This is a genomic window from Lysobacter sp. TAB13 (assembly GCF_052113885.1).
Classification (GTDB): Bacteria; Pseudomonadota; Gammaproteobacteria; order Xanthomonadales; family Xanthomonadaceae; genus Lysobacter; species Lysobacter gummosus.
In genome coordinates this window covers 109274-129202 of the sequence record NZ_JBFRDR010000004.1, presented here as the reverse complement: position 1 = coordinate 129202, position 19929 = coordinate 109274, and the positions used below count along the sequence as shown (strand labels likewise).

The window sequence follows — 19929 nt, the reverse complement described above, 5'->3', positions numbered from 1 at the left end:
CTCTACGGCGTGTTGGCCGGTGGTTGAGCGGCTTGTTGCTGCCGCAGTTGCGCGCGACGCGCCTCGATCCGCTTGCGGATGGCTTCCATCTGCGCCTGCTCGGTGAGCGGCGCGGATGCTTCGGTTGATGCGGGTTGCGGTTGCGGCGTGGGCGGCGGCGGCACCTGCGAGACCTGCGAGACCTGCGGCGAGCGGTTGGGCATCGGCGGCGGCGGGATCGACGGGATCGGACGCCCGACCGGCTGCGGGCCCGCCGCGCCGGGCGGCGCCGAGGTGGACGCGGTCGGCGGTTCGCCGCCCTGGCCGTTGAACACGCGCAGGTCGAGTTCGCGCCGGCCTTCGGGCCCTTCGAATACGGCATGGCGCGGCTGCAGCGAGGTCAGGCGCCAGGCCGGATGCGATTCGGGCACCTCGCCCAGCTTGACCCGCACCGACTCGCTGCCGTCGGCCGGCTGCAGGAACGCCATCGACAGCTGCGGGGTCAGGATCACGCTGGTCAGCAGGTAGTCGAACGCGGCCGCCTGGTTCTCGCCCTCGCCCTTGCCCTGCATGAAGAACGGCTTGGGCCGGCGGTCGTCCACGAACAGGGGACGCGAGGCGATTTCGCTGTATTGGGTGAGCGGGCCGAGGGTGTCGGTCGGGTTCTTGCGCACCTGCGGCAGCGGTTTGACCAGGCTGGGGTCTTCCGGCAGCGCATCGACGCTGCGGCCCATGCCGGCCAGCGCCAGCACCCAGGTCAGCAGCGCCCAGCCGGCCACGGTGGCCAGCAGCCAGGTACGCGGGCTGGCGTCGTTAAGGCGCATTGGCGGCTCCCGCGGCAGGGGCGGCGGGCGCCGCGGTCGGAGCCGGGCCCGGACGCAGGTAGCCGTACAGGTCGAAGCTCACGTCCAGGCCGCCGTCGTTGGCCGGGCCGGCGGTGCCGGGCACGAAATAACCGCGCGTGGACAGCAGGTTGAGATTGCCGACGAACAGGCGCGGCGAGCCGCTTTCCAGCGAATGCAGCACCGCCGCGGTCTCCGGCGCGCCGCAGCGCAGGCGCACCTGCACCACCACGCGGGCGTAGCGATCGCGGCGCGGCTCGGCCAGCGGCGAGCGGTTGACGATGCCGCAGCTGCGGTTGCCGGGGCTGGCCTGCAGCACCACGGTTTCCAGGCGCTGGACCAAGCCGGCCGTGGCCAGTTCGGCGGTGGCTTCGGGCAGGAAGCCCGGGCGGGTCTCCTGCTGCTTGCGCACCTGTTCCAGGCGCTGCTTGATCTGCGGCGCCTGCTTGAGTTCCATGCGCTGGCGCAGTTCGCGCTCTTGCAGGTCGTGAAGATTGTCGCCGGCCTCCAGCATCGGCACCGTCCACCACGGGTGGATCAGCACCGCGTAGGCGATGCCGAGCGCGGCCAGCAACAGGCCCAGCGCGAGCCAGCGTTCGCGATCGGCGGCGAGGTTGCGCAAGCCGGACAGATTAGGGGCCACGCGCGGCCTCCGGGGTCTGCTGCTTGGGCGGGCCGATTTCGGCGGTGAGGGTGAAGCGGTCGCGGCTGGTGGCCGGGTCGGGCTGGACCGCGCCGGTCAACGCCGGCGAGCGCCACAGCTTGGTGCCCTGCAGCTTGCCGATCAGCGAAGACGCCTCGCGGCTGAGACCGATCATCAGCAGGCTTTCGTCCTCGATCGCGAGTTTTTCCAGGTAAGTGCTGTCGGGCATGCGCCGGCTGAGTTCGTCGATGATTTCCACCGTGCTCGGGCGCGCGGCGCGGGTGCGGTCGAGGAAGGCCTGGCCTTCGATCAGATCGACCATCTGCTGGCGCTGGGTCGCGGCCTGGCGCGCGGCGTTGGCGTTCTTGGCGATGGTCTGCTTGAGGGTCACGATCGCGTCGCGGCGGTTGTCGAGCACCTGCCACATCGCCGCGGCCAGCGCGAACACCGCGACCGCGGCCAGAGCCAGATTCCAGAAGCGGAACGGATCGCTGCGGGTGCGGCGCTGGGCCGGCGGCAGCAGGTTCACGCCCAGCGGCACGCCGTCGCCGCCGGCGACTTCGATGCCGGCCAGGGTCGAGGCCAACGGGCCGATCGCGTTGAGCTGCGGGTCCAGCGACTGGCGCGGCACCGCCACCAGTTCGGCGTCGAGCTGGCCGTCGCTGTCGCGGCGCCCGATCACGCGCGCATCAAAAGCGACCGCGTCGGCGGTGAACGGGGTCTGGCGGTCGATCTCGAAACCGACCACGTCGCGCAGCCGATCGGCCGCGGCGGCAGGCAGCGTCAACCGCCTGCGCAAACTGGCGGCCGGCGGCAGCAGCAGCCACCTGGGCAATTCAGCCACGCGAGGCGGCAGCAGCGGCGCCAGCGGATCGGCGACGACTGTGTCGCCGGCGGCGTTCAAGTCGGCCAGGCTGGGCAGCACCGCCAGATCGCGGACGTCCAGGCCCTGTTGCAGGCGCAGATGGACCTGATCGCCATCGACCTGCAGCAACAGGCGGCCGCGATCCACGCCCAGCGCCTGGCGCGCGCGCAGCGGCAACCATGAGGCGAGGGTTCGTCCCCACCATGAGAAAAAGCCGCCCGCCCCGGGTGCAAGCCGCGCGCTCAGACTTCTCAACCGGTTGTTGCCCAACCGGCCTTCGGCAACCTGCGAGTTCATCGTGATGAAGCTCCCTCCTCCCAACGTAGCGGGGTGTACGGCAATCCTGGAACTGCCCCCCCTCCCGCTCGCACGACCACCCGCAAAACCGATTCACGGCCATCCGCTAGCCGTGCACGGCTGTCGATACTATAGGTGCCGCTGCGTTCGCCGACGAGACCGCCGACGCCGCCGTTACCGTCGGCACCCGGCAATTGTGATCCCGGCTGGTTTCTTTCTCGCTGTTGCACCAGCTGGTTTCCGTTCAACCCCATAGCATCCAGCACTTCCTTCGATGCGAAAGCCTGCTCGGGCCGGGTGCGGCCGCTGTAAACCGTGACGTGGGGCGCGATCCGCGCATACAGCTCGGGCGTGAAGCCCAGCACCTGTTCCAGTTCGGCCACGCTTTCGAACTCCGCATCCTTGGCGCCGTAGGGCCGCGAGGCCGACGCGTAATCGGCATCTTCCGCGCCGCCGGAGGGCTGGGTCAGCGTGTCGGCGTCGCGCCAGTCGATGATGGCGCCGGCCAGTCGCGCCGCTTCGGACTGCTCCATCTTGCCCGCGCCCTGCAACAGCGCGGTCAGCAGCGCGGCGTCGGCCTGGTTGAGGTCGATCTTGCCGTTCTCATCGACGATCTTGATCTCCAGCTGCGCGTCGGCGTAACGCCAGCGATGCGGGCGGCCATCGGGCTGCCACTGCAGTTTCTGGTCGGTCATCGCCACCCGCGTCAGCGAGTACTCCATGCCGGCGCGCGCCGCGTTCTGCGCGACCAGGCCGCGAACCATCACCCGGCCCTGCAGGTTTTCGGTGCGCGCGGTCAGCGAAAACGCGCCGATCAGCGCCGTCAGCAGCGCGATCAGCCACATCACGAGCAGCAAGGCCGCGCCGCGCGCGCGTGCGCGGCTGCGCGAACGTGCGCGAATCATGGCGAGGGGAGCGGAATGCGCGCGCATCACAGCTCCGGCACGAAGCCGTTGGAGGACGCGCTGGCCAACGGCAGCGACACCACCAGCGGCGGCCAGTTGCGGCCGTCGCGATCGGTCAGGGTGACCTCCACGAACAGCGGCAGTTGATCGGGCTGCTGCCAGCGCTCTTGCCAGTCGCCGAGCGCGCCGCGCTGCGGGTCGATCGCGCGATAACGAAAACGCGCCGACTTCAAGCCATCGACCAGCAATTCCGGCGGCCGCTCGCGTTCGTCCTTGATGGTCTCGCCGGCCAGCACCATCGACAGCGACAGCATCATCCGCGTCTGGTCGCCGTCGTTCTCGATGGCGAAATCGTGCAGATACGGGCCGCCCTGGCCCAGGTAATCGGGAAGGTCGGCGACGAAACGCAGGCGGTCGGGCTCGCCGACGAAGCGCTGCGGCACGGCCGTGCTTTGATCGAAAGCGAACGGGATCGGCCGGGTCGCGGCGATGCGTTTGCGCAGGAAACCCTCGACCGCGCGCTCGCGTTCGCTGCGCTGGGCCAACAGTTCGCCGCGCGAAGCGGTCTTGGTTGCCGCGGTCAGCGTCGCGAACGCCAGGGCCAGCCCGGCGACCAGCAACACCATCGCCAGCAGCACTTCGATCAGGGTGAAGCCGCGCGCCGCGCGCCGCACACGGCCGCGATCGATCGCCGCGCGTTTTGCCACGCTGCGCGTCGCCATCGCGCGACTCACAACGACACCTCGTTCGACGCCGTGCTGCTGCGCAAGGTGCGCAGGAACAAGCGCCGGCTCGGGCCGCCGTCGCCCCACTCCACCGCCAGCTGCACTTCGAACAGGCGCATGGCGTTGGGGTCGATGGGCTGGTTGGAGGCCGGCAGCGAATCGCGCCAGGGGGTGATGCCCAGTGTCCAGCGGTAACGGCCGTTCTCGAAATCGCCGCTGCGCTGGCCCGGCTTGAGCGCCTGGCCGACGCCGACCTGATCCATCAGCGATTGCGCATACAAGGCGGCGCGGCCGGCATCGCTGGACCAGCGCACCTGCTTGGCCGCGCCCGACAAGGTGCCGAGCAACAAGGTCAGCGCCATCGCCAGCAGGGCGAAGGCGACGATGACTTCCAGCAGCGTGTAGCCGCGCTCGCGCGAGGACGGCGCGCGCCGCAGCGCGCTCAGGCGGCGCTTTGAGGGCGCCGGTGTCGTGCGTAGCGCGCTCATCGCGGCGCCTCGCCGCGCTTGAGCTTGACCTCGCCGGTCAGCCAGGCGACATCGACGTTCCACGCCGCCTGCTTCGCGCTGAGCTTGACCCGCCCGCCGGTGGAGGCGCCGTCGGAGAAAAACATGATCGCGCCTTCGCCGCGGCGCGGTTGCACTTCGCGCGCGCCGGTGAAGATCAGCCCGATCGACTTGGGAATGCTGCCGCTGCGGCCGTTGGGCGCGCTCCAGGTGTGGGCGCCGGGGTCGAGGGTGAATTTCTGCGAGCGCCCGGTCGCGATCGCCTGACTGCGCGTGTAGCGCAGTTGCGCGGCGATTTCCTTCGACGCCGAGCGCAATTGCATGCCGGCGATGCCGCCGGTCAAGGCGGCCACGGTCAGCACGCCGATGGCGGCGATCAGGGCGATCACCAGCAGCATCTCCAACAAGGACATGCCGCGCTGGCGAACGCGCCGCCGCCCAACGCGCGCGCGCGCAGGCCCAGGCTGCGTCGCGGCCTGTTCCCCTCGCCCTCCTCGGGCGGAGGGACTGTGCCGCGAACGCATCATCGATTACCGACCTCGCTGGGGCCTGATCTGCCTGGCGTGTTTACCGCCGGCCTCAGTTGTTCTTGATATCGCCGTCCACGCTGCTGCCGCCGGCCTTGCCGTCCTTGCCGTAGCTGACCAGGTCGTAGGGACCGCTCTCGCCCGGCTGGCGGTATTCGATCGGATGGCCCCACGGATCCTTGAGCTCGACTTCCTTCGCATACGGGCCGAGCCAGCCGCTGGCGTCGGCCGGCTGCTTGACCAGTTCTTCCAGCGTGCCCGGCAGGCGGCCGGTGTCCATCTGGAACGAGTCGATCTTGCCGGCCAGGGTCTGCACCTGGCCCTTGGCCAGGTTGTAGTCGCCGCGGTCCTTGCCGCCGAGCACGCGGTTGCCGACGAAGGCGAGCACCGCGCCGATCAGCACGATCACGATGATGATCTCGATCAGGCTCATGCCGCGCTGGTGGCGGGGGGACGGGGAGCGGGTCTTGGAGCGGAGGTTACGCATCGTCGTCGTCATCCGTAGAAAGTGGGTTACAGGTTGATGCTGAGATGGGGCGCGGCTTTGGCGGGGCATGGCGCGGCCGGCCATGCTGAAGCCTCAACGTCCGGCGGGCAAAAACGGGGTTGCAAGGATTCTGTTCCGCAGCGATTGCCAAAGTTCGCTGAAACCCGCCGTGCGCGCGAGTCGGTACAGCGGGCGTTCAAGGCCGCTGGATGAACAGGCGCAAGGCTGCGGCGCGGGGCGGTGGTGGCTGGATTGGGCTGATGCGGGCGGCGGGTCGTGGCTTCGCTGCGCAAGCGCAGGCGGCTCGGTTCGGCTTCGGGATGCGGGCGCCGGGGCTGGGGGTTCTTCGCGGCGAGGGGATGCTTGGTCGGTTTTCTCATGGTCAACCGATTGAGTTAGTGAGGTCGTACAGCGGCAACAGCACCGCCATCACCACCGTGCCGACGATGCCGGCCAGGACCACGGTCACCACCGGAACCAGCGCGGCGAGCATGCGGTCCAGCGCCATCGCGGTGTCCTGCTCGAAGGTCTCGGCGGTCTTCATCAGCATCGCGTCGAGCGCGCCGGATTCCTCGCCGACCTGGATCATCTGCATGGCCAGGCGCGGGAAACGCTTGCCCTTGGACAGCGCGGTGGACAGCGCCACGCCGTTCTTGACCTCTTCGGCGGCGGCATCGACGTCGGCGGCCAGCACGCGGTTGTTGAGCACGTTGCGGCCGATGCCGATGGCGGTCATCAGCGGCACGCCGTTGCGCACCAGGGTGCCCAGGGTGCGCGCCAGCCGCGCGGTTTCGATCTTGCCGATCAACGGCCCGACGAACTTGCGCTTGAGCAGCCACGCGTCGAGCGCCTCGCGGAACGCCGGATCGCGGCGCTTGCGGTCGAACCACAGCACCGCCACCGCCGGCACCGCGATCAGCAGGATCCACCAGTTGCGCACGAACATGCCCGCCCACAGCACGACCTGGGTGAACATCGGCAGCTCGGCGTCCAGGCTTTCGTACATCGCGCCGAACTGCGGCACCACGTAGCCCAGCAGGAACATCAGGCTGGCGCCGACCATGCACAGCAGGATCGCCGGATAGATCAGCGCGTTGATCACCTTGCCCTGCAGCAGACGGCTGCGTTCCAGGTAATCGTCCAGGCGCGACAGGGTTTCGTGCAGATTGCCGCCGGCCTCGCCGGCGCGGACCATGTTGATGTACAGGCGCGAGAACGTGCCGTGCTGGCGCTCCAGCGCCACCGACAGCGAAGTGCCGCCGCGCACCGCGTCGCGGATGTCGGCGACCGTGCTCTTGGCCGCCTCGTCCTCGGGCAGGTCGAGCAGGATGGTCAGGGCGCGGTCCAGCGGCTGGCCGGCGCCGAGCAGGGTAGACAACTGCTGGGTGAACTGCACCAGCCGCGCGCCGGTGAACGGCTTGGGCTTGAACAGGCCCTTCCACGACGACGCCCCGCCCGCTTCCGAGGCCAGCTTGGCCTCGACCGGCAGATGGCCTTGTTCCTGCAGGCGCTGCACGACCTCGGCGTTGCTCGCGGCCTCCATCTGGCCGTCCAGCAGCTCGCCGCGCGCGTTCAGGGCTTTGTAGTGGAAAAGGGGCATTCGCTGGGATCGGCTGGGCGGTGGGTCGGTTGAAGGGAGTCAGTGGCGGGCGCTGGTGGGGTCGAGCTGGAATTCGAAGTTCTGCATATGGGTTTCAGGATCGCGTTGCGTGGTCTTCACGGTCAAGCCGACGCGGCGCGCGTCATCGACGACTGCGACACAGCGCACCAAGTCGCCGACCTGCTCGCCGAGCGGGCCGTCGCACTGCACCGACTGCGCGCTCAGCTTCGTGCGTTCGTTCAAGGCCGCCTTCAAGCCGGCCTGCAAGCGCTCGCGGGTGATGGGGATGGAAATCTGATAACGCATTTGCGAGACGTCCTCCCCCACCTGGACCACCGTCAACCAGACCGGCTCGGTCTCGCCCGAGGGCAAGGTCGCCACGCAGTCCATACGGCGGCCGACCGGGCCGGTCAGCGAACCCGGGCAGGCGACCTTGGCCGCGGCCGAACCGCTCTCGGCCAGGGTCCGCGCAATGGTGTCTTGCAGTTCGCGGGCGGTGACGAACGGCCGGACTTCGCGCAGTTCGTATTGCAGCAGCTGGCCCTGGCGGTGTTCGCTGGTGAACCGGTAGTGATAACGATCGCCGGCGGCCGAGACCACCGCGCACTGCACCGTATCGCCCGGCGTGGAGGTGAGTTTGCGCGGGCACGACACCGACTTCGGCGGCGGCAGTTTCTGCTCGGCGATGTGCGTGCGAATGCGTTGTTCGAGCTGCGGGGGCTTGAGCTGCGGCGGAAACCAGCGGTCCATCGCCGCGTCGCACCCGGTCAACGACACAAGCGCGGCGGCCGGGCCAGCCCACTTCATCCATCTGCGTCCGTGCATGGCCTGTTTCATGTCGAATGCTTCATCGCGCGCGCGCAAGGTCCGGGCGCGGCGGCGCGCATGCGCCTGGCGTCGCGGGCCGCCGGGGCTTACGCATCCTCGGTCACCCGCAGCACTTCCTCGATCGTGGTCAGCCCGGCCATCGCCTTGACGATGCCGTCCTCGTACATGGTGCGCATGCTCGCGGTCTCGCGCGCGATCTGCTCGATCTCGCCCATGCCGGCATGACGCATCACCGCGCGGCGCAGCTCGTCGTTCATGACCAGGAATTCCATGATCGTGGTGCGGCCGTGATACCCGCTGGGCGCCAGCGCCGACGGGCGCGGCCGGTACAGGCAGATCTCGCCCTCGGGCTGGTAGCGGCGCAGGTTGAACTTCTCGATCTCTTCCGGCGAGGCGGGGTATTTCTCCGCATGCGTCGGCTCCAGCCTGCGCACCAGGCGCTGGGCGAGGATGCCGTTGATGGTCGAGGTCAGCAAATAATCTTCCACGCCCATGTCGAGCAGGCGGGTGATGCCGCCGGCGGCGTTGTTGGTGTGCAGCGTGCTCAGCACCAGGTGGCCGGTGAGCGCGGACTGGATCGCGATCTTGCACGTCTCCAGATCGCGCATTTCGCCGATCATGATGATGTCCGGGTCCTGGCGCACGATCGAGCGCAGTGCGTGGGCGAAGTCCAGGCCGATCTGCGGCTTGGCCTGGATCTGGTTGATGCCCTCGATCTGGTATTCGACCGGGTCTTCGACGGTGATGATCTTGACGTCGCTGGTGTTGAGCTTGCTCAGCGCCGTGTACAGCGTGGTGGTCTTGCCCGAACCGGTCGGGCCGGTCACCAGCATGATCCCGTGCGGTTGATCCAGCACCTTCTGGAACTGCGGCAGGAATTCGTCCGTGAAGCCGAGCTTGTAGAAGTCGAACACCACCGTTTCGCGATCGAGCAATCGCATCACCACCGACTCGCCGTGCGCGGTCGGCACCGTGCTCACGCGCAGGTCGAGTTCCTTGCCCTGCACGCGCAGCATGATGCGGCCGTCCTGCGGCAGGCGGCGCTCGGCGATGTTGAGCTTGGCCATGATCTTGATGCGGCTGATCACCGCCGCGGTCAGGTTGGCCGGCGGGCTTTCGCCTTCGGTCAACACGCCGTCGATGCGGTAGCGCACCTTCAGGCGGTTTTCGAACGGTTCGATATGGATGTCCGAGGCGCGCAGTTCGACCGCGCGCTGGATCACCAGATTCACCAGGCGGATGACCGGCGCTTCCGAGGCAAGGTCGCGCAGATGCTCGACATCGTCCATGTCGCCGGCGCCTTCGCCCTCAGCGGTCTCGACGATCGCGCCCATGGCGCTGCGGCCCTGGCCATGCCAGCGCTCGATCAGATCGCCGATCTCCGAGCGCAGCGCCACATAGGGCTTGATCTCGCGCTGGGTCGCCAGACGCAGCGCGTCCATCTGATAGGCGTCCTGCGGATCGGCCATCAGCACTTCGACGTGACTGTCGCCCTCGCCCACCGGGCAGATCGCGAACTGCTTCATGAACTTCAGAGTCAGCGCCACGCCCTCCGGCGGCATCTCCGGCGCGTCCTTGATGCTGACCAGCGGCAGGTCCAGCGCGGCGGCGACGGTCTCGGCGTGATCGCGCTCGGACACCAGGCCCAGGCGCGAGAGCAGCGCCAGCAGACTGCCGCCGGTTTCCTCCTGCAAACGCCGCGCGCGCGCCAGGTCGGGCTCTTTGAGCCGGCCTTTGGCGAGCAGCGCATCGACAATGCGCGTGTCTACCGCCAACTGGATGTCGCCGCTGCTTGCGGCGGCGGTGTTGACGGATGGATCGATGGTGGTGGCTACTGCGTTCACGTCACCCTCCTGCGCGTGAACCCTGGACTTTAGCAGTTTCGTTCGCGGTCTCTACCAGACCTCGGCGGATCGATTCGGTTCCATAGACGATGGCGACACCGGCAAATCCGCACCAGCCTGCGCGAGCGCGGTCTCGCAAGATCGGATTCGGATGGCAATTCATCGCGGACTGCTGGGATGGTCACATTTCTGACTCCGTGGCCGCTCGGTTCGAGTGCCGCCCGGTCGTGTCGCGGCGGGGCCGCGGTTCAGCCACCGGCGCCGATTCAGCGTCGGCGCCCGCGAACGGATCGCGCGCGCAACAAAAAAGGGCGCCCACCGGGCGCCCTTTTCGTCAGCGGCCGGTCAACCGCCCTGGATCACCCCACCCAAACCCGCGCATTGCGGAACATCCGCAACCACGGCGAGTCCTCGGCCCAGTCCTTCGGCGCCCAGCTGAAATTGGCGCTGCGCAGGGTACGCTCGGGGTGCGGCATGAGGATGGTGGCGCGGCCGTCGCGGCTGGCCAGGCCGGCGATGCCGTCGGGCGAGCCGTTGGGGTTGAGCGGGTAGCGGTCGGCGACGCGGCCGTCGCCGTCGATGTAGCGCAGGGAGATGTCGGCGGCGGCCTGGTCGGTGCCGCTGACGAAGTCGGCCCGGCCTTCGCCATGAGCGACCGCGACCGGGATGCGCGAACCGGCCATGCCGCGGAAGAACAGCGACGGCGATTCGACCACTTCCAGCAGGCCCAGGCGCGCTTCGAACTGCTCGCTGCGATTGCGCAGGAACACCGGCCAATGTTCGGCGCCGGGGACGATCGGCTTGAGCTGGGCCAGCATCTGGCAGCCGTTGCACACGCCCAGCGAGAAGCTGTCTTCGCGCGCGAAGAACGCGGCGAAGGCATCGCGCAGCGCGCTGCGTTCGAGGATGCTCGTGGCCCAGCCGCGGCCGGCGCCAAGCACGTCACCGTAACTGAAACCGCCGCAGGCGGCGAAGCCCTTGAAGTCGTCCAGCTTGAAGCGGCCGTTGATCAGGTCGCTCATGTGCACGTCGAAGGCTTCGAAGCCGGCGCGGTCGAAGGCGGCGGCCATTTCGATCTGGCCGTTGACGCCCTGCTCGCGCAGTATCGCGACCTTGGGCCGCGCGCCGGTGTTGACGAACGGCGCGGCGACATCGTCCGCCGGATCGAAGCCGAGCTTGGGCTTCAGGCCCGGCGCGTTGAAGTCGCGCGCGATCGCGCGCTCTTCGTCGGCGCAATCGGGGTTGTCGCGCAGCTTCTGCAAGGCGTGGCTGGTGGACCACCAGGCGTCGAACAATTCGTCCCAGCGCCATTCGACCAAAATCTTTCCGTCTTCCTTCACGCGCACCGACGCGGCCGTGGTCGGCTTGGCGATGCGCTGCGCGCAATCGATCAGGTTGTGGCGCGAGATCAGGTCGGCGAATTCGGCGCGGTCGTCGTTGTGGATCTGCACGATCGCGCCGAGTTCTTCGTTGAACAAGGTGCGGAACGGATCTTCACCCCAGCCGTCGAGGCTGATGTCCACGCCCAGGCGCGAGCAGAACGCCATTTCCGCCAGGCTGGCGAAGGCGCCGCCGTCGCTGCGGTCGTGATAGGCCAGCAGCAGGCCGGCTTCGCGCGCATCGCGGATCAGTTCGAAGAAATCGCGCAGACGCTGCGGGCTGTCGAGGTCGGGCACGCCGGCGTCGAAGCGGTTGGTGTCGCCGGGCGCGCCGGCGAAGGCCGGCAGCGAATCGCCGGCCTGTTTTTCGACCGCATCGGGGTGCACCTGCGCCAGCACCGAACCGCCCAGGCGCTGCTTGCCGGCGCCCAGGCCGATCAGCCACAGCTCGGTATCGGGATCGCGCGACAGCAGCGGGGTGAGTTGCTGGCGCACATCGACCACCGGCGCGAACGCGCTGACGATCAACGACACCGGCGACACCGACTTCGACGCGCTGTCGCCCGAGCCCCATTGCGCCTGCATCGACAGCGAATCCTTGCCGACCGGGATGCTCAGCTCCAGCTCCGGGCACAGCTCCAGGCCGACCGCCTTCACCGCGTCGAACAGCAGCGCGTCTTCGCCCGGATGCGAGGCCGCGGCCATCCAGTTCGCCGACAGCTTGATGCGGTTGAGCGATTCCACCGGCGCCGCGCACAGGTTGGTGATCGCTTCGCCGACCGCCATGCGCGCGGCGGCGGCGGCGTCGAGCAGCGCGATAGGCGTGCGTTCGCCGATCGCCATCGCTTCGCCGACAAAGCCGTCGAAACCGGACAAGGTGATCGCGCAGTCGGCCAGCGGCAGCTGCCACGGGCCGATCATCTGGTCGCGCGCGACCAGGCCGCCGACGGTGCGGTCGCCGATGGTGACGAGGAAATTCTTCGCAGCGACAGTCGGATGCGCGAGCACGCGCAAACCGGTGTCGTGCAGGTCCAGCCCGTCCCATTGCAGCGCCGGCCACGGCGCCGGCGGCGGGTGGCGGGCGTCGCGGTGCATCTTCGGCGGTTTGCCGAACAGCACGTCCATCGGGAAATCGATCGGCCAATCGGGGTTGGCGATGGCTTGCTCGCCGTAGACGCTTTCGATCGTGGCGCCGTAGCCGACCACCAGGCGCTCTTCCGCCGTCGCATAGCCGACCACCGCGAACGGGCAGCGCTCGCGTTCGCAGATCGCGGCGAAATCGGCAACGCGATCGGCCGGCAGGCCGAGCACGTAGCGTTCCTGCGATTCGTTGCACCACAGCTGCATCGGCGACAGCGAGGGATCGTCGCTGGGCACTTGCGCCAGATCGATCACGCCGCCGAGGTTGGAGTCGTGCAGCAGTTCGGGAATGGCGTTGGACAAACCGCCGGCGCCGACGTCGTGGGCGCTGTCGATCGGGTTGCCGGCGCCGAGCGCGACGCAGCGGTCGATCACTTCCTGGCAACGACGTTCCATCTCCGGGTTGTCGCGCTGCACGCTGGCGAAATCCAGCGATTCGGCGCTGTCGCCGGAGGCGACCGAACTGGCCGCGCCGCCACCCAGGCCGATCAGCATCGCCGGGCCGCCGAGCACGATCACCGCGTGGCCGGGCTTCAGGCCGAGTTTGTCTACCTGGATGCGGTCGATCGCGCCCAGGCCGCCGGCCAGCATGATCGGCTTGTCGTAGGCGCGGGTCAGCGCGCCTTCGGACAGTTCGAAACTGCGGAAATAGCCGACCAGGTTCGGGCGGCCGAATTCGTTGTTGAACGCGGCCGCGCCGATCGGGCCGTCGAGCATGATTTCCAGGGCCGGCGCCATGCGCGGGTTGAGCGCGCGCGGGCGTTCCCACGGCTGCGGCAGGGTCGGAATGCGCAGATGCGAGACGCTGAAACCACACAGGCCGGCCTTCGGACGGCCGCCGCGGCCGGTCGCGCCTTCGTCGCGGATTTCGCCGCCGTTGCCGGTGCTCGCGCCCGGAAACGGAGCGATCGCGGTCGGGTGGTTATGGGTTTCGACCTTGATGCAGAACGCCGACGGCGTCTGCGCTTCGGCCGTATAGGCCTGGCTGCCCGGTTGCGGGCGGAAACGCCGGGTCGGATAGCCTTCCACCACCGCGGCGTTGTCGCTGTACGCCGACAGGGTGTTTTCCGGCGTCTGCGCGTGGGTGTGCTTGATCATCTTGAACAACGACTGCGGCTGGTCGCGGCCGTCGAGGGTCCAGGATGCGTTGAAGATCTTGTGCCGGCAGTGCTCGGAATTGGCCTGGGCGAACATCATCAGTTCGACGTCCGACGGCGCCCGGCCGAGCGCGCCGTAGCGTTCGCGCAGGTAGGCGATTTCGTCCTCGGCCAGGGCCAGGCCGAGGCGGCCGTTGGCCGCTTCCAGTTGCTCCAGAGCGATGCGCTCGAGTTCGCCGCGCGCCGGCACCGCGAACAGCGCGGCCGCGTCGTCGCGCGTTTGCAGCAGCGACTGGGTCATCGGGTCGTGCAGGACCTTGGCCAGCGCGCCTTGGGTGGCGGCATCGGCCGGCCAGCCGCTGAGGTCGTAACGGGTTCCTCGCTCCACGCGCTTGACCGGCTGGCCGGCGCCGCGCAGCAGCTCGGTGGCCTTGCTGGCCCAGGGCGACAGCGTGCCCAGGCGCGGGGTCACATAGCGCGAGGTGGCATCGCTTGCGCGCGCCGCTTCGCTGGCTTCGGCCTGCAGGATGCGCCGCAAGGTGGCGTCGTCGGGCGTGGCGCCGGGCTCGGGCTCGACCCAGTACACGGGCCAGGCGTCGAGCAGTCGTACGTCGGAATGGAGGGCGGACAGGCGGGCTTGGAGCCGCTCGCGGCGGAACGAAGACAGGGCCGAGTGGCCCTCGAGGACGATCATGTCCGGGAAACCGTGCAACGCAGGGCCCGGTATTGTATCGAAAACGCGGGCGGGCTTCGGGCCGCGCCGGGGCGAAGAGGGTCGCGAGGACCGATCGCGACAAGCTCGGGGTGCCGCATCGGGGTTTAGAGGTTCGGGCGGCGGGGTTCGGGCGCTGCAAGTTCGGCGCAGCCGCCCGGGTCCGGGACCGGATCGAACGACGCCGCAGCGATGGATTCGGCGCGCGCCGGCATCCGAAATGTTCCACGCCTCAGCTGTGAAACCCCATCAACTTCAAGTTGCACAACCCATCCGAAGTGGCCATTGCGCCTCGGCTAAGCCGCTGAAATACAAAGGGCCCGCCTGAGCGAGCCCTTCGTTGACGCTGGCCGGCCGGCGACCGCCGGCCGCGATCAGGCCAGGCTCAGAGCCCGCCCACCGGCGTGGCCACCGCCGCGGTCGGCTTGGCCGCGGTCTTGGATTCGGCCGCCAGCTTGTCCAGCGCCTGACGCAGCTGCGCCGGCGGGACGTAACCGCCGAGCTGGACGCCCTCGCTGGTGAGAATCATCGGCGTGCCGGTCAGGCCGGCGCGCTGGCCGATGTCGTACTGCTGCTCGACCGTGTTCTTGCACACCTTGGTTTCGACGCCGTGGTCGCTCTTGGCTTCGGTCAGGGCCTTGCGGCGATCGGCCGCGCACCACACCGAGACCATCTTCTTGTAGTCGTCGCTGCCGATGCCGGCGCGCGGGAAGGCCAGGTATTCCACCGCGATGCCCTGGCGGTTGTATTCGGCGATCTCGCTGTGCAGCTTGCGGCAGTAGCCGCATTCCACGTCGGTGAACACCGCGACGGTGTGCTTGGGATTCGGCGGCGAGAACACGATGCGCTCGCTGACCGGGATGCTCTTGACCAGGTCCTTGCGCATGCCGGCCAGGGTGTCTTCGCTGAGGTTGCGCTTGGCCTGGGTGTCGAACAGCGCGCCGCCGGAGCCGGGCAGGAACAGGTAACGGCCGTCGTCGCTGACGTAGACCACCTGGCCCTGGGCCAGGGCTTCGCGGAAGCCCGGCATCGGCGCGGCGCCGACCTTGTCGATGTTGATATTGGGGCTGAGGGTGCGGATGGCGTCTACCGCGCGCGCATCGGCGCTGCCGGCGGCGACCTTGGGCGCGGCGCCCTTGGGGGCTTCGGCGGCGGCGGCGGCGGCCGGCTTGACCGGATCGGTCTTGGCGGCGGCGGCCTGCGGTGCCTGGGCGCAGGCGGACAGGCTGATCGCGCCGAGCACGGCGAACATGATGCGCTTCATCTATCGAATCCTTGGCGTTCTGTTGTCGGGCCTTGGACCGCCCGAGGGGGAATAGGTTCGTCCGATTGTGGCATGGCCGGGGCTGGGATCGCGGTTCCGCGATGGGTATCACGGGGCTAAGGGGCGATGGGAGTCGCGATTTGGGGTCGCGGGTGGGTGGGAGTGTGCTGGTAGGCGCGCGGCGCCGATGAGCTCGGGGGCTTTGCTGAGTTGGGCTGTATCAGTCTGGGTTGCGACTCGCGTTGGCCCGGTGCGCGTGGTCGCAGCTTGCGCTGCTCCTGCAGTTGCTCCGGGGCGGGAACGGCGTAACTGTGGTCTCGCAAATGCAGCTACGACGAGTCTGCAGCGGCGCTCCCGGCCCGGCGCAGTGCGCCGGGCGTGAAAGCAGGCATGCGGCTGTGCCGCATAAGCGCCTGCTTTCACCCCCTAGGATGATGCTTCGAATGCAGCTTCTTGAGCTGCTCGCGCGCCACCAGGGTGTAAATCTGCGTCGTCGACAACGAGCTATGCCCCAGCAGCATCTGCAACGCGCGCAAATCCGCGCCGCGATTGAGCAGATGCGTGGCGAAACTGTGGCGCAGGCCGTGCGGGCTGATCTTGCCCGGGTCGATCCCGGCCACCGCGGCATAGCGTTTGACCAGATGCCAGAACGCCTGCCGGGTCGGCGCTTTGCCGCTGGCTTCGATGAACAACGGCGCCAGCACGCGCTTGCCGGCCAGCTGCGGGCGCGATTGCGCCAGATAGCGCTCCAGCCAGTGCTGGGCCTCTTCGCCCAGCGGCACCAGCCGCTCCTTGCTGCCCTTGCCCATCACCCGCAATACGCCCTGGCGCAGATTGACCCCGGTCGAAGGCAGGTGCACCAGTTCGCTCACGCGCAGGCCGGCGGCGTACATCAGTTCGAGCATGGCGCGGTCGCGCAGGCCCAGCGGGTTTTCGGTGTCCGGGGCGTTCAACAGCGCGTCGATCTGGCTTTCGGCCAGCGCCTTGGGCAGCGAGCGCGGCAGCTTCGGCGGCGCCAGCAGCGCGGTCGGATCGTCGCGGCGATCGCCGCGGCGCAGGCGGAAGGCGTAGAAGGCGCGCAGCGCCGACAGCAGGCGCGCGTTGCTGCGCGGCGAATAGCCTTCGCGCGTGCGCCAGGATAGGTAATCGAACAACGCACCGCGATCGGCGCCGGCGAGGCCGCGTCCGTCGCGCCAGCGCGCCAGGCCTTCCAGGTCGCGCCGGTAGCTGTCCAGGGTCTGCTGCGCCAGGCCGTTTTCGGCCCAGATCGCGTCGAGGAACTGGGTGATCGCCGTGTCGTCGGCCTCCTCCAGCGGCGGCAACGACATGGCCTGGGTGCGGCGTTCGGCGGGAGTGCTGGCGCTCATGCAGGCAGCTTAGTGGCTCGGGCGCGCGATGGGGACGGTCGATGCGCGCCGATCGCAACACGGCATGCATGCGATGGGAGAATGGCCGCCCTGTGCGGTGCGCGCGGCCCGCGCGTCCGCCAGTCCGCGATGTCTCCCGTTTGCCCGCTCGCTTATCCTGATCCGATGACCGCACCCGCCCCCGCTCCCGCCAAACCCGTCGCCCTGATCCTGTGGCGGCTGCTGTCGATGCTGTACGACCTGTTCCCCGTACTGGCGCTGTGGATGGTCGCCGGCGCCGTGTTCGCGGTCGGCTACACCCTCGCCGGCCACGATTCGCACGAGAACATCCGCCCCTTCAGCGCCCTGCAATGGCTGCTGTGGCTGGTGTGCTGGGTGATTACCGGCGTGTATTCGACAGTGAGCTGGCGCCGCGGCGGGCAGACGCTGGGAATGCGGCCGTGGCGTTTGCGCGTGGTCGGTAGCGGCGAGCAGGCGCCGGAATGGAAGGCGCTGTGGATCCGCTATGCGGTCGGCACCTTGTCGCTGGCCGCGGCGGGGCTGGGCTTTTGGTGGGCGTGGTTCGATCGCGATCGGCTGACCTGGCACGACCGCGCCAGCGCCACCCGCACGCTGCGCTTGCCTAAGCGAAAGAAGTAAGCCGCTTGGGTTCGAAGCGACGCGCGTCCGGGCCGGTCAGCCCGAACGCCGTTTGAACAGGAACGCCGACACCGCCAGCATCACCACCGTCGGCGCCACGTAGGCCAGACGGAAGTCGAAGCGGAACACCTTGGCCAGTTCGACGAACTGGTTCTGCAGCAGCCAGAACACCAGCGCGAACACGATGCCGATGAACAAGCGCTTGCCCATGCCGCCGCTGCGCAGGCTGCCGAAGGCGAACGGCACCGCGGCCAGGCACAAGGCCAGCACGTTGAGCGGGTAGAACCAGCGGCCCCAGTAGTGCGCTTCGAATTCGCCGGCGTCGAGCTGGTTGCGCTCGCGGTCTTCGATCGCCTTGTGCAACGCCTTGGCGCTGAGATAACGCGGCCGGTTGGTGCCGCTCATCAGCGCCGAGCTGTCGAGCTTGGACTCCCAGCGCTCTTCGGCGATCTGCTTTTTCTCGGCCGATTTGGCGTGGAAGGTGGTGCGGGTGACGTTGCGCAGCAGCCAGCCGCCGGGACGGTGCTCGGCGATGCCGGCCACCGCGATCGAAACCAGCCGCCCTTCCGGGCCGAACTGGTACAGGCTGACATTGCGCAGCTCCAGCCAGCGGTCGCTGCCCTGGCTGCGTTCCTGGCCCTGGCTGGCGCTGAGGATCACATCGCCCTCGCGCGCCCACAGCCCGGAATACTCGGCCACGACCTGATTGTTGGACTTGGCCGCGGCCTTGAGCGACTCGCCGCGGCGCTGCGCTTCCGGCGCCAGGGTTTCGCCGTTGACCACCATAAGCAGGGTCAGGATCGCCAGCGCACCGGCCACCGCGATGCTCAGCCGGCGCCGCGACAGGCCCACCGAGCGCAGCACGGTCAGCTCGGAGGTCGAGGCCAGCTGGCCCAGCGCCATCAGCGAACCGACCACCGAAGCGTAGGGAAACAGCGAATAAGCGCGTCGCGGAACGGTCAGCACCATGTAGGCCAAGGCCTGGGTCACGCCGTATCGGCCCTTGCCGATATCGCCGAACTCCTGGACGAAGCTGAGCATGAAATCCAGCCCCAGCAGCACCGCCCAGGTCAGCAGAACGGTGCTCAGCACCACTTTGCCGACGTAGATGTCGTGGATCTTCGGGAAAGGCTTCATGCCAGGCTCCGCCTGCGGCCGACCCGGCCATCGCGGAAATACATCCAGCCGGTGACCGCCAGCATCGGCAAGGTCAGCCACCACAGGCCCAGCGCGGCCGGAATCTTGCCGTCCTCGATCCAGCCCGAGCCCATCATCATGAAGTTGATGCCGATCAGATAGACCAGGAAGCCGATCAACATGCTGCCGTAGCGCGCCTGGCGCGGCGTGCTGCGCGCCAGCGGAATCGCCAGCAAGGCGAAGGCCAGCGCCAGCAGCGGCGGGGCGATGCGGTAATGCAGCTGCGCCACGGCCTCGGGCCTGGCGTCGCCGAACAACTGCGTGGTCGGCAGCATTTCCGGCGATTTGGGGTCGTAACGGTTTTCGCTGGCCGGCAGCAGGAAATCGTTGCGCACGTAGCGCATCAGCCGGTAGTTGAGGCTGCCGTCCACCGGGCCTTCGACCTCGAAGCCGTCGTCCAGGGTCAGATAGCGGTCGCCGTTGGCGTTCATCGTCAGCCGGCCGGTCTTGGACGTGGTCACGTCCTGGCGGTCGGGCTTGCTGCGGTAGATGAAGATGCGGTCGAAACTCTTGCCGTCGTTGGACATGCCGCCGACATAGATCACCCCGTTGCCGTTGGGCAGGCCGGTGAAGGCGCCCGGCTCCAGGCCGGCCACGATCAGGCTGCGGTTGGCCTCGTTGATCATCTGCCGCGAAGCGCGGTCGGCCCACGGCCCCAACCACAGCGAGCAGGCCCCGACCACCACGATGATCGGCCCGGCCACCAGCATCAGCGGCTTGAGCAGCCGCCTCGGGCCGACGCCGACGGAGGCGATCACGGGCATTTCCGAGTCGCGGTAAAGCCGGCCCATGCCCATCATCAGGCCCAGCATCAGCGACAGCGGCAGGATCAGCGGCAGCCACTTGATCAGCACCAGCCCCAGCTGAACCAACATCATGCCCGCCGGGACCTTGCCCTTGGCAATGTCCTCCAGCACGTCGGTGAAGGCGCCGCCGACACTGACGATCAGCAGCACCACCAGGGTGGCGAAGATCGCCTGGGCGAATTCGCCGGTCAGATAACGGTCAAGCTTGAGCATTAGGCGTTGGGGCGCGCTTCGGGTTGGGCTTCGGCATCGGGCGGGCTTGCTTTAAACTCGGGAGTTC

The 19929-nt window shown here is 68.5% G+C and carries 17 protein-coding genes; 1 reads left to right on the top strand and 16 read right to left on the bottom strand.

The window, feature by feature from the left end; all coding sequences use genetic code 11:
• Window positions 1-2 precede the first annotated feature (2 nt).
• From AB4Y92_RS06685 to xerD, 14 genes are all read right to left on the bottom strand, one after another.
• Window positions 3-803: a type II secretion system protein XpsN gene (locus tag AB4Y92_RS06685; protein WP_441818918.1), complete on the bottom strand. Its 801-nt coding sequence runs from the start codon at window positions 801-803 to the stop codon at window positions 3-5.
• A complete protein-coding gene (gspM, locus tag AB4Y92_RS06680; RefSeq protein ID WP_441818917.1) occupies window positions 793-1464 on the bottom strand; it encodes a type II secretion system protein GspM in 672 nt (223 codons plus the stop codon). Before gspM ends, AB4Y92_RS06685 begins: the two co-directional genes overlap by 11 nt.
• The gene (locus AB4Y92_RS06675) at window positions 1454-2626 is read right to left on the bottom strand and encodes a PilN domain-containing protein (protein ID WP_441818916.1); all 1173 of its coding nucleotides are present in this window, start codon (window positions 2624-2626) and stop codon (window positions 1454-1456) included. Before AB4Y92_RS06675 ends, gspM begins: the two co-directional genes overlap by 11 nt.
• Window positions 2623-3531 (bottom strand): general secretion pathway protein GspK, encoded by a 909-nt coding sequence (locus AB4Y92_RS06670; protein WP_441819058.1) that lies wholly within the window; start codon window positions 3529-3531, stop codon window positions 2623-2625. The genes AB4Y92_RS06675 and AB4Y92_RS06670 overlap by 4 nt, the downstream gene beginning before the upstream one ends.
• 26 nt (window positions 3532-3557) lie before the next feature.
• Window positions 3558-4253 carry a prepilin-type N-terminal cleavage/methylation domain-containing protein gene (locus AB4Y92_RS06665; RefSeq protein ID WP_441819057.1) on the bottom strand — a complete coding sequence of 232 codons (696 nt, stop codon included), beginning with the start codon at window positions 4251-4253 and terminating at the stop codon, window positions 3558-3560.
• Between the two features lie 8 nt (window positions 4254-4261).
• A complete protein-coding gene (gene xpsI / locus AB4Y92_RS06660) occupies window positions 4262-4744 on the bottom strand; it encodes a type II secretion system protein XpsI (protein WP_441818915.1) in 483 nt (160 codons plus the stop codon).
• Window positions 4741-5286 carry a type II secretion system protein XpsH gene (xpsH, locus tag AB4Y92_RS06655; RefSeq protein WP_441819056.1) on the bottom strand — a complete coding sequence of 182 codons (546 nt, stop codon included), beginning with the start codon at window positions 5284-5286 and terminating at the stop codon, window positions 4741-4743. Before xpsH ends, xpsI begins: the two co-directional genes overlap by 4 nt.
• 55 nt (window positions 5287-5341) lie before the next feature.
• A complete protein-coding gene (gspG, locus tag AB4Y92_RS06650) occupies window positions 5342-5776 on the bottom strand; it encodes a type II secretion system major pseudopilin GspG (RefSeq protein WP_057944152.1) in 435 nt (144 codons plus the stop codon).
• 382 nt (window positions 5777-6158) lie between these two features.
• Window positions 6159-7376, bottom strand: coding sequence for a type II secretion system protein XpsF (gene xpsF / locus AB4Y92_RS06645; protein WP_057944153.1), 1218 nt, complete (start codon window positions 7374-7376; stop codon window positions 6159-6161).
• Window positions 7377-7415: 39 nt separating this feature from the next.
• Window positions 7416-8201 (bottom strand): DUF4333 domain-containing protein, encoded by a 786-nt coding sequence (locus AB4Y92_RS06640; protein ID WP_441818914.1) that lies wholly within the window; start codon window positions 8199-8201, stop codon window positions 7416-7418.
• 89 nt (window positions 8202-8290) lie between these two features.
• The gene (gene gspE, locus AB4Y92_RS06635) at window positions 8291-10027 is read right to left on the bottom strand and encodes a type II secretion system ATPase GspE (protein ID WP_441819055.1); all 1737 of its coding nucleotides are present in this window, start codon (window positions 10025-10027) and stop codon (window positions 8291-8293) included.
• 380 nt (window positions 10028-10407) lie between these two features.
• Complete coding sequence (purL, locus tag AB4Y92_RS06630; protein WP_441818913.1) at window positions 10408-14358, bottom strand: phosphoribosylformylglycinamidine synthase; 3951 nt, start codon at window positions 14356-14358, stop codon at window positions 10408-10410.
• Window positions 14359-14761: 403 nt separating this feature from the next.
• Window positions 14762-15640, bottom strand: coding sequence for a DsbC family protein (locus AB4Y92_RS06625; RefSeq protein WP_441818912.1), 879 nt, complete (start codon window positions 15638-15640; stop codon window positions 14762-14764).
• A 419-nt stretch (window positions 15641-16059) separates the two neighbouring features.
• Window positions 16060-17007 carry a site-specific tyrosine recombinase XerD gene (gene xerD / locus AB4Y92_RS06620; protein ID WP_441818911.1) on the bottom strand — a complete coding sequence of 316 codons (948 nt, stop codon included), beginning with the start codon at window positions 17005-17007 and terminating at the stop codon, window positions 16060-16062.
• 165 nt (window positions 17008-17172) lie between these two features.
• Between xerD and AB4Y92_RS06615 the strand changes: the two genes are divergently transcribed.
• On the top strand, window positions 17173-17646 hold the full coding sequence (locus tag AB4Y92_RS06615) for an RDD family protein (protein ID WP_441818910.1): 474 nt from the start codon (window positions 17173-17175) through the stop codon (window positions 17644-17646).
• Window positions 17647-17682: 36 nt separating this feature from the next.
• Here AB4Y92_RS06615 and lptG read toward each other — a convergent pair whose 3' ends face one another.
• Both lptG and lptF read right to left on the bottom strand, forming a co-directional pair.
• On the bottom strand, window positions 17683-18783 hold the full coding sequence (gene lptG, locus AB4Y92_RS06610; RefSeq protein ID WP_441818909.1) for an LPS export ABC transporter permease LptG: 1101 nt from the start codon (window positions 18781-18783) through the stop codon (window positions 17683-17685).
• Window positions 18780-19862, bottom strand: a complete 1083-nt coding sequence (gene lptF / locus AB4Y92_RS06605; protein ID WP_441818908.1) for an LPS export ABC transporter permease LptF — start codon at window positions 19860-19862, stop codon at window positions 18780-18782. The genes lptG and lptF overlap by 4 nt, the downstream gene beginning before the upstream one ends.
• Window positions 19863-19929 lie beyond the last annotated feature (67 nt).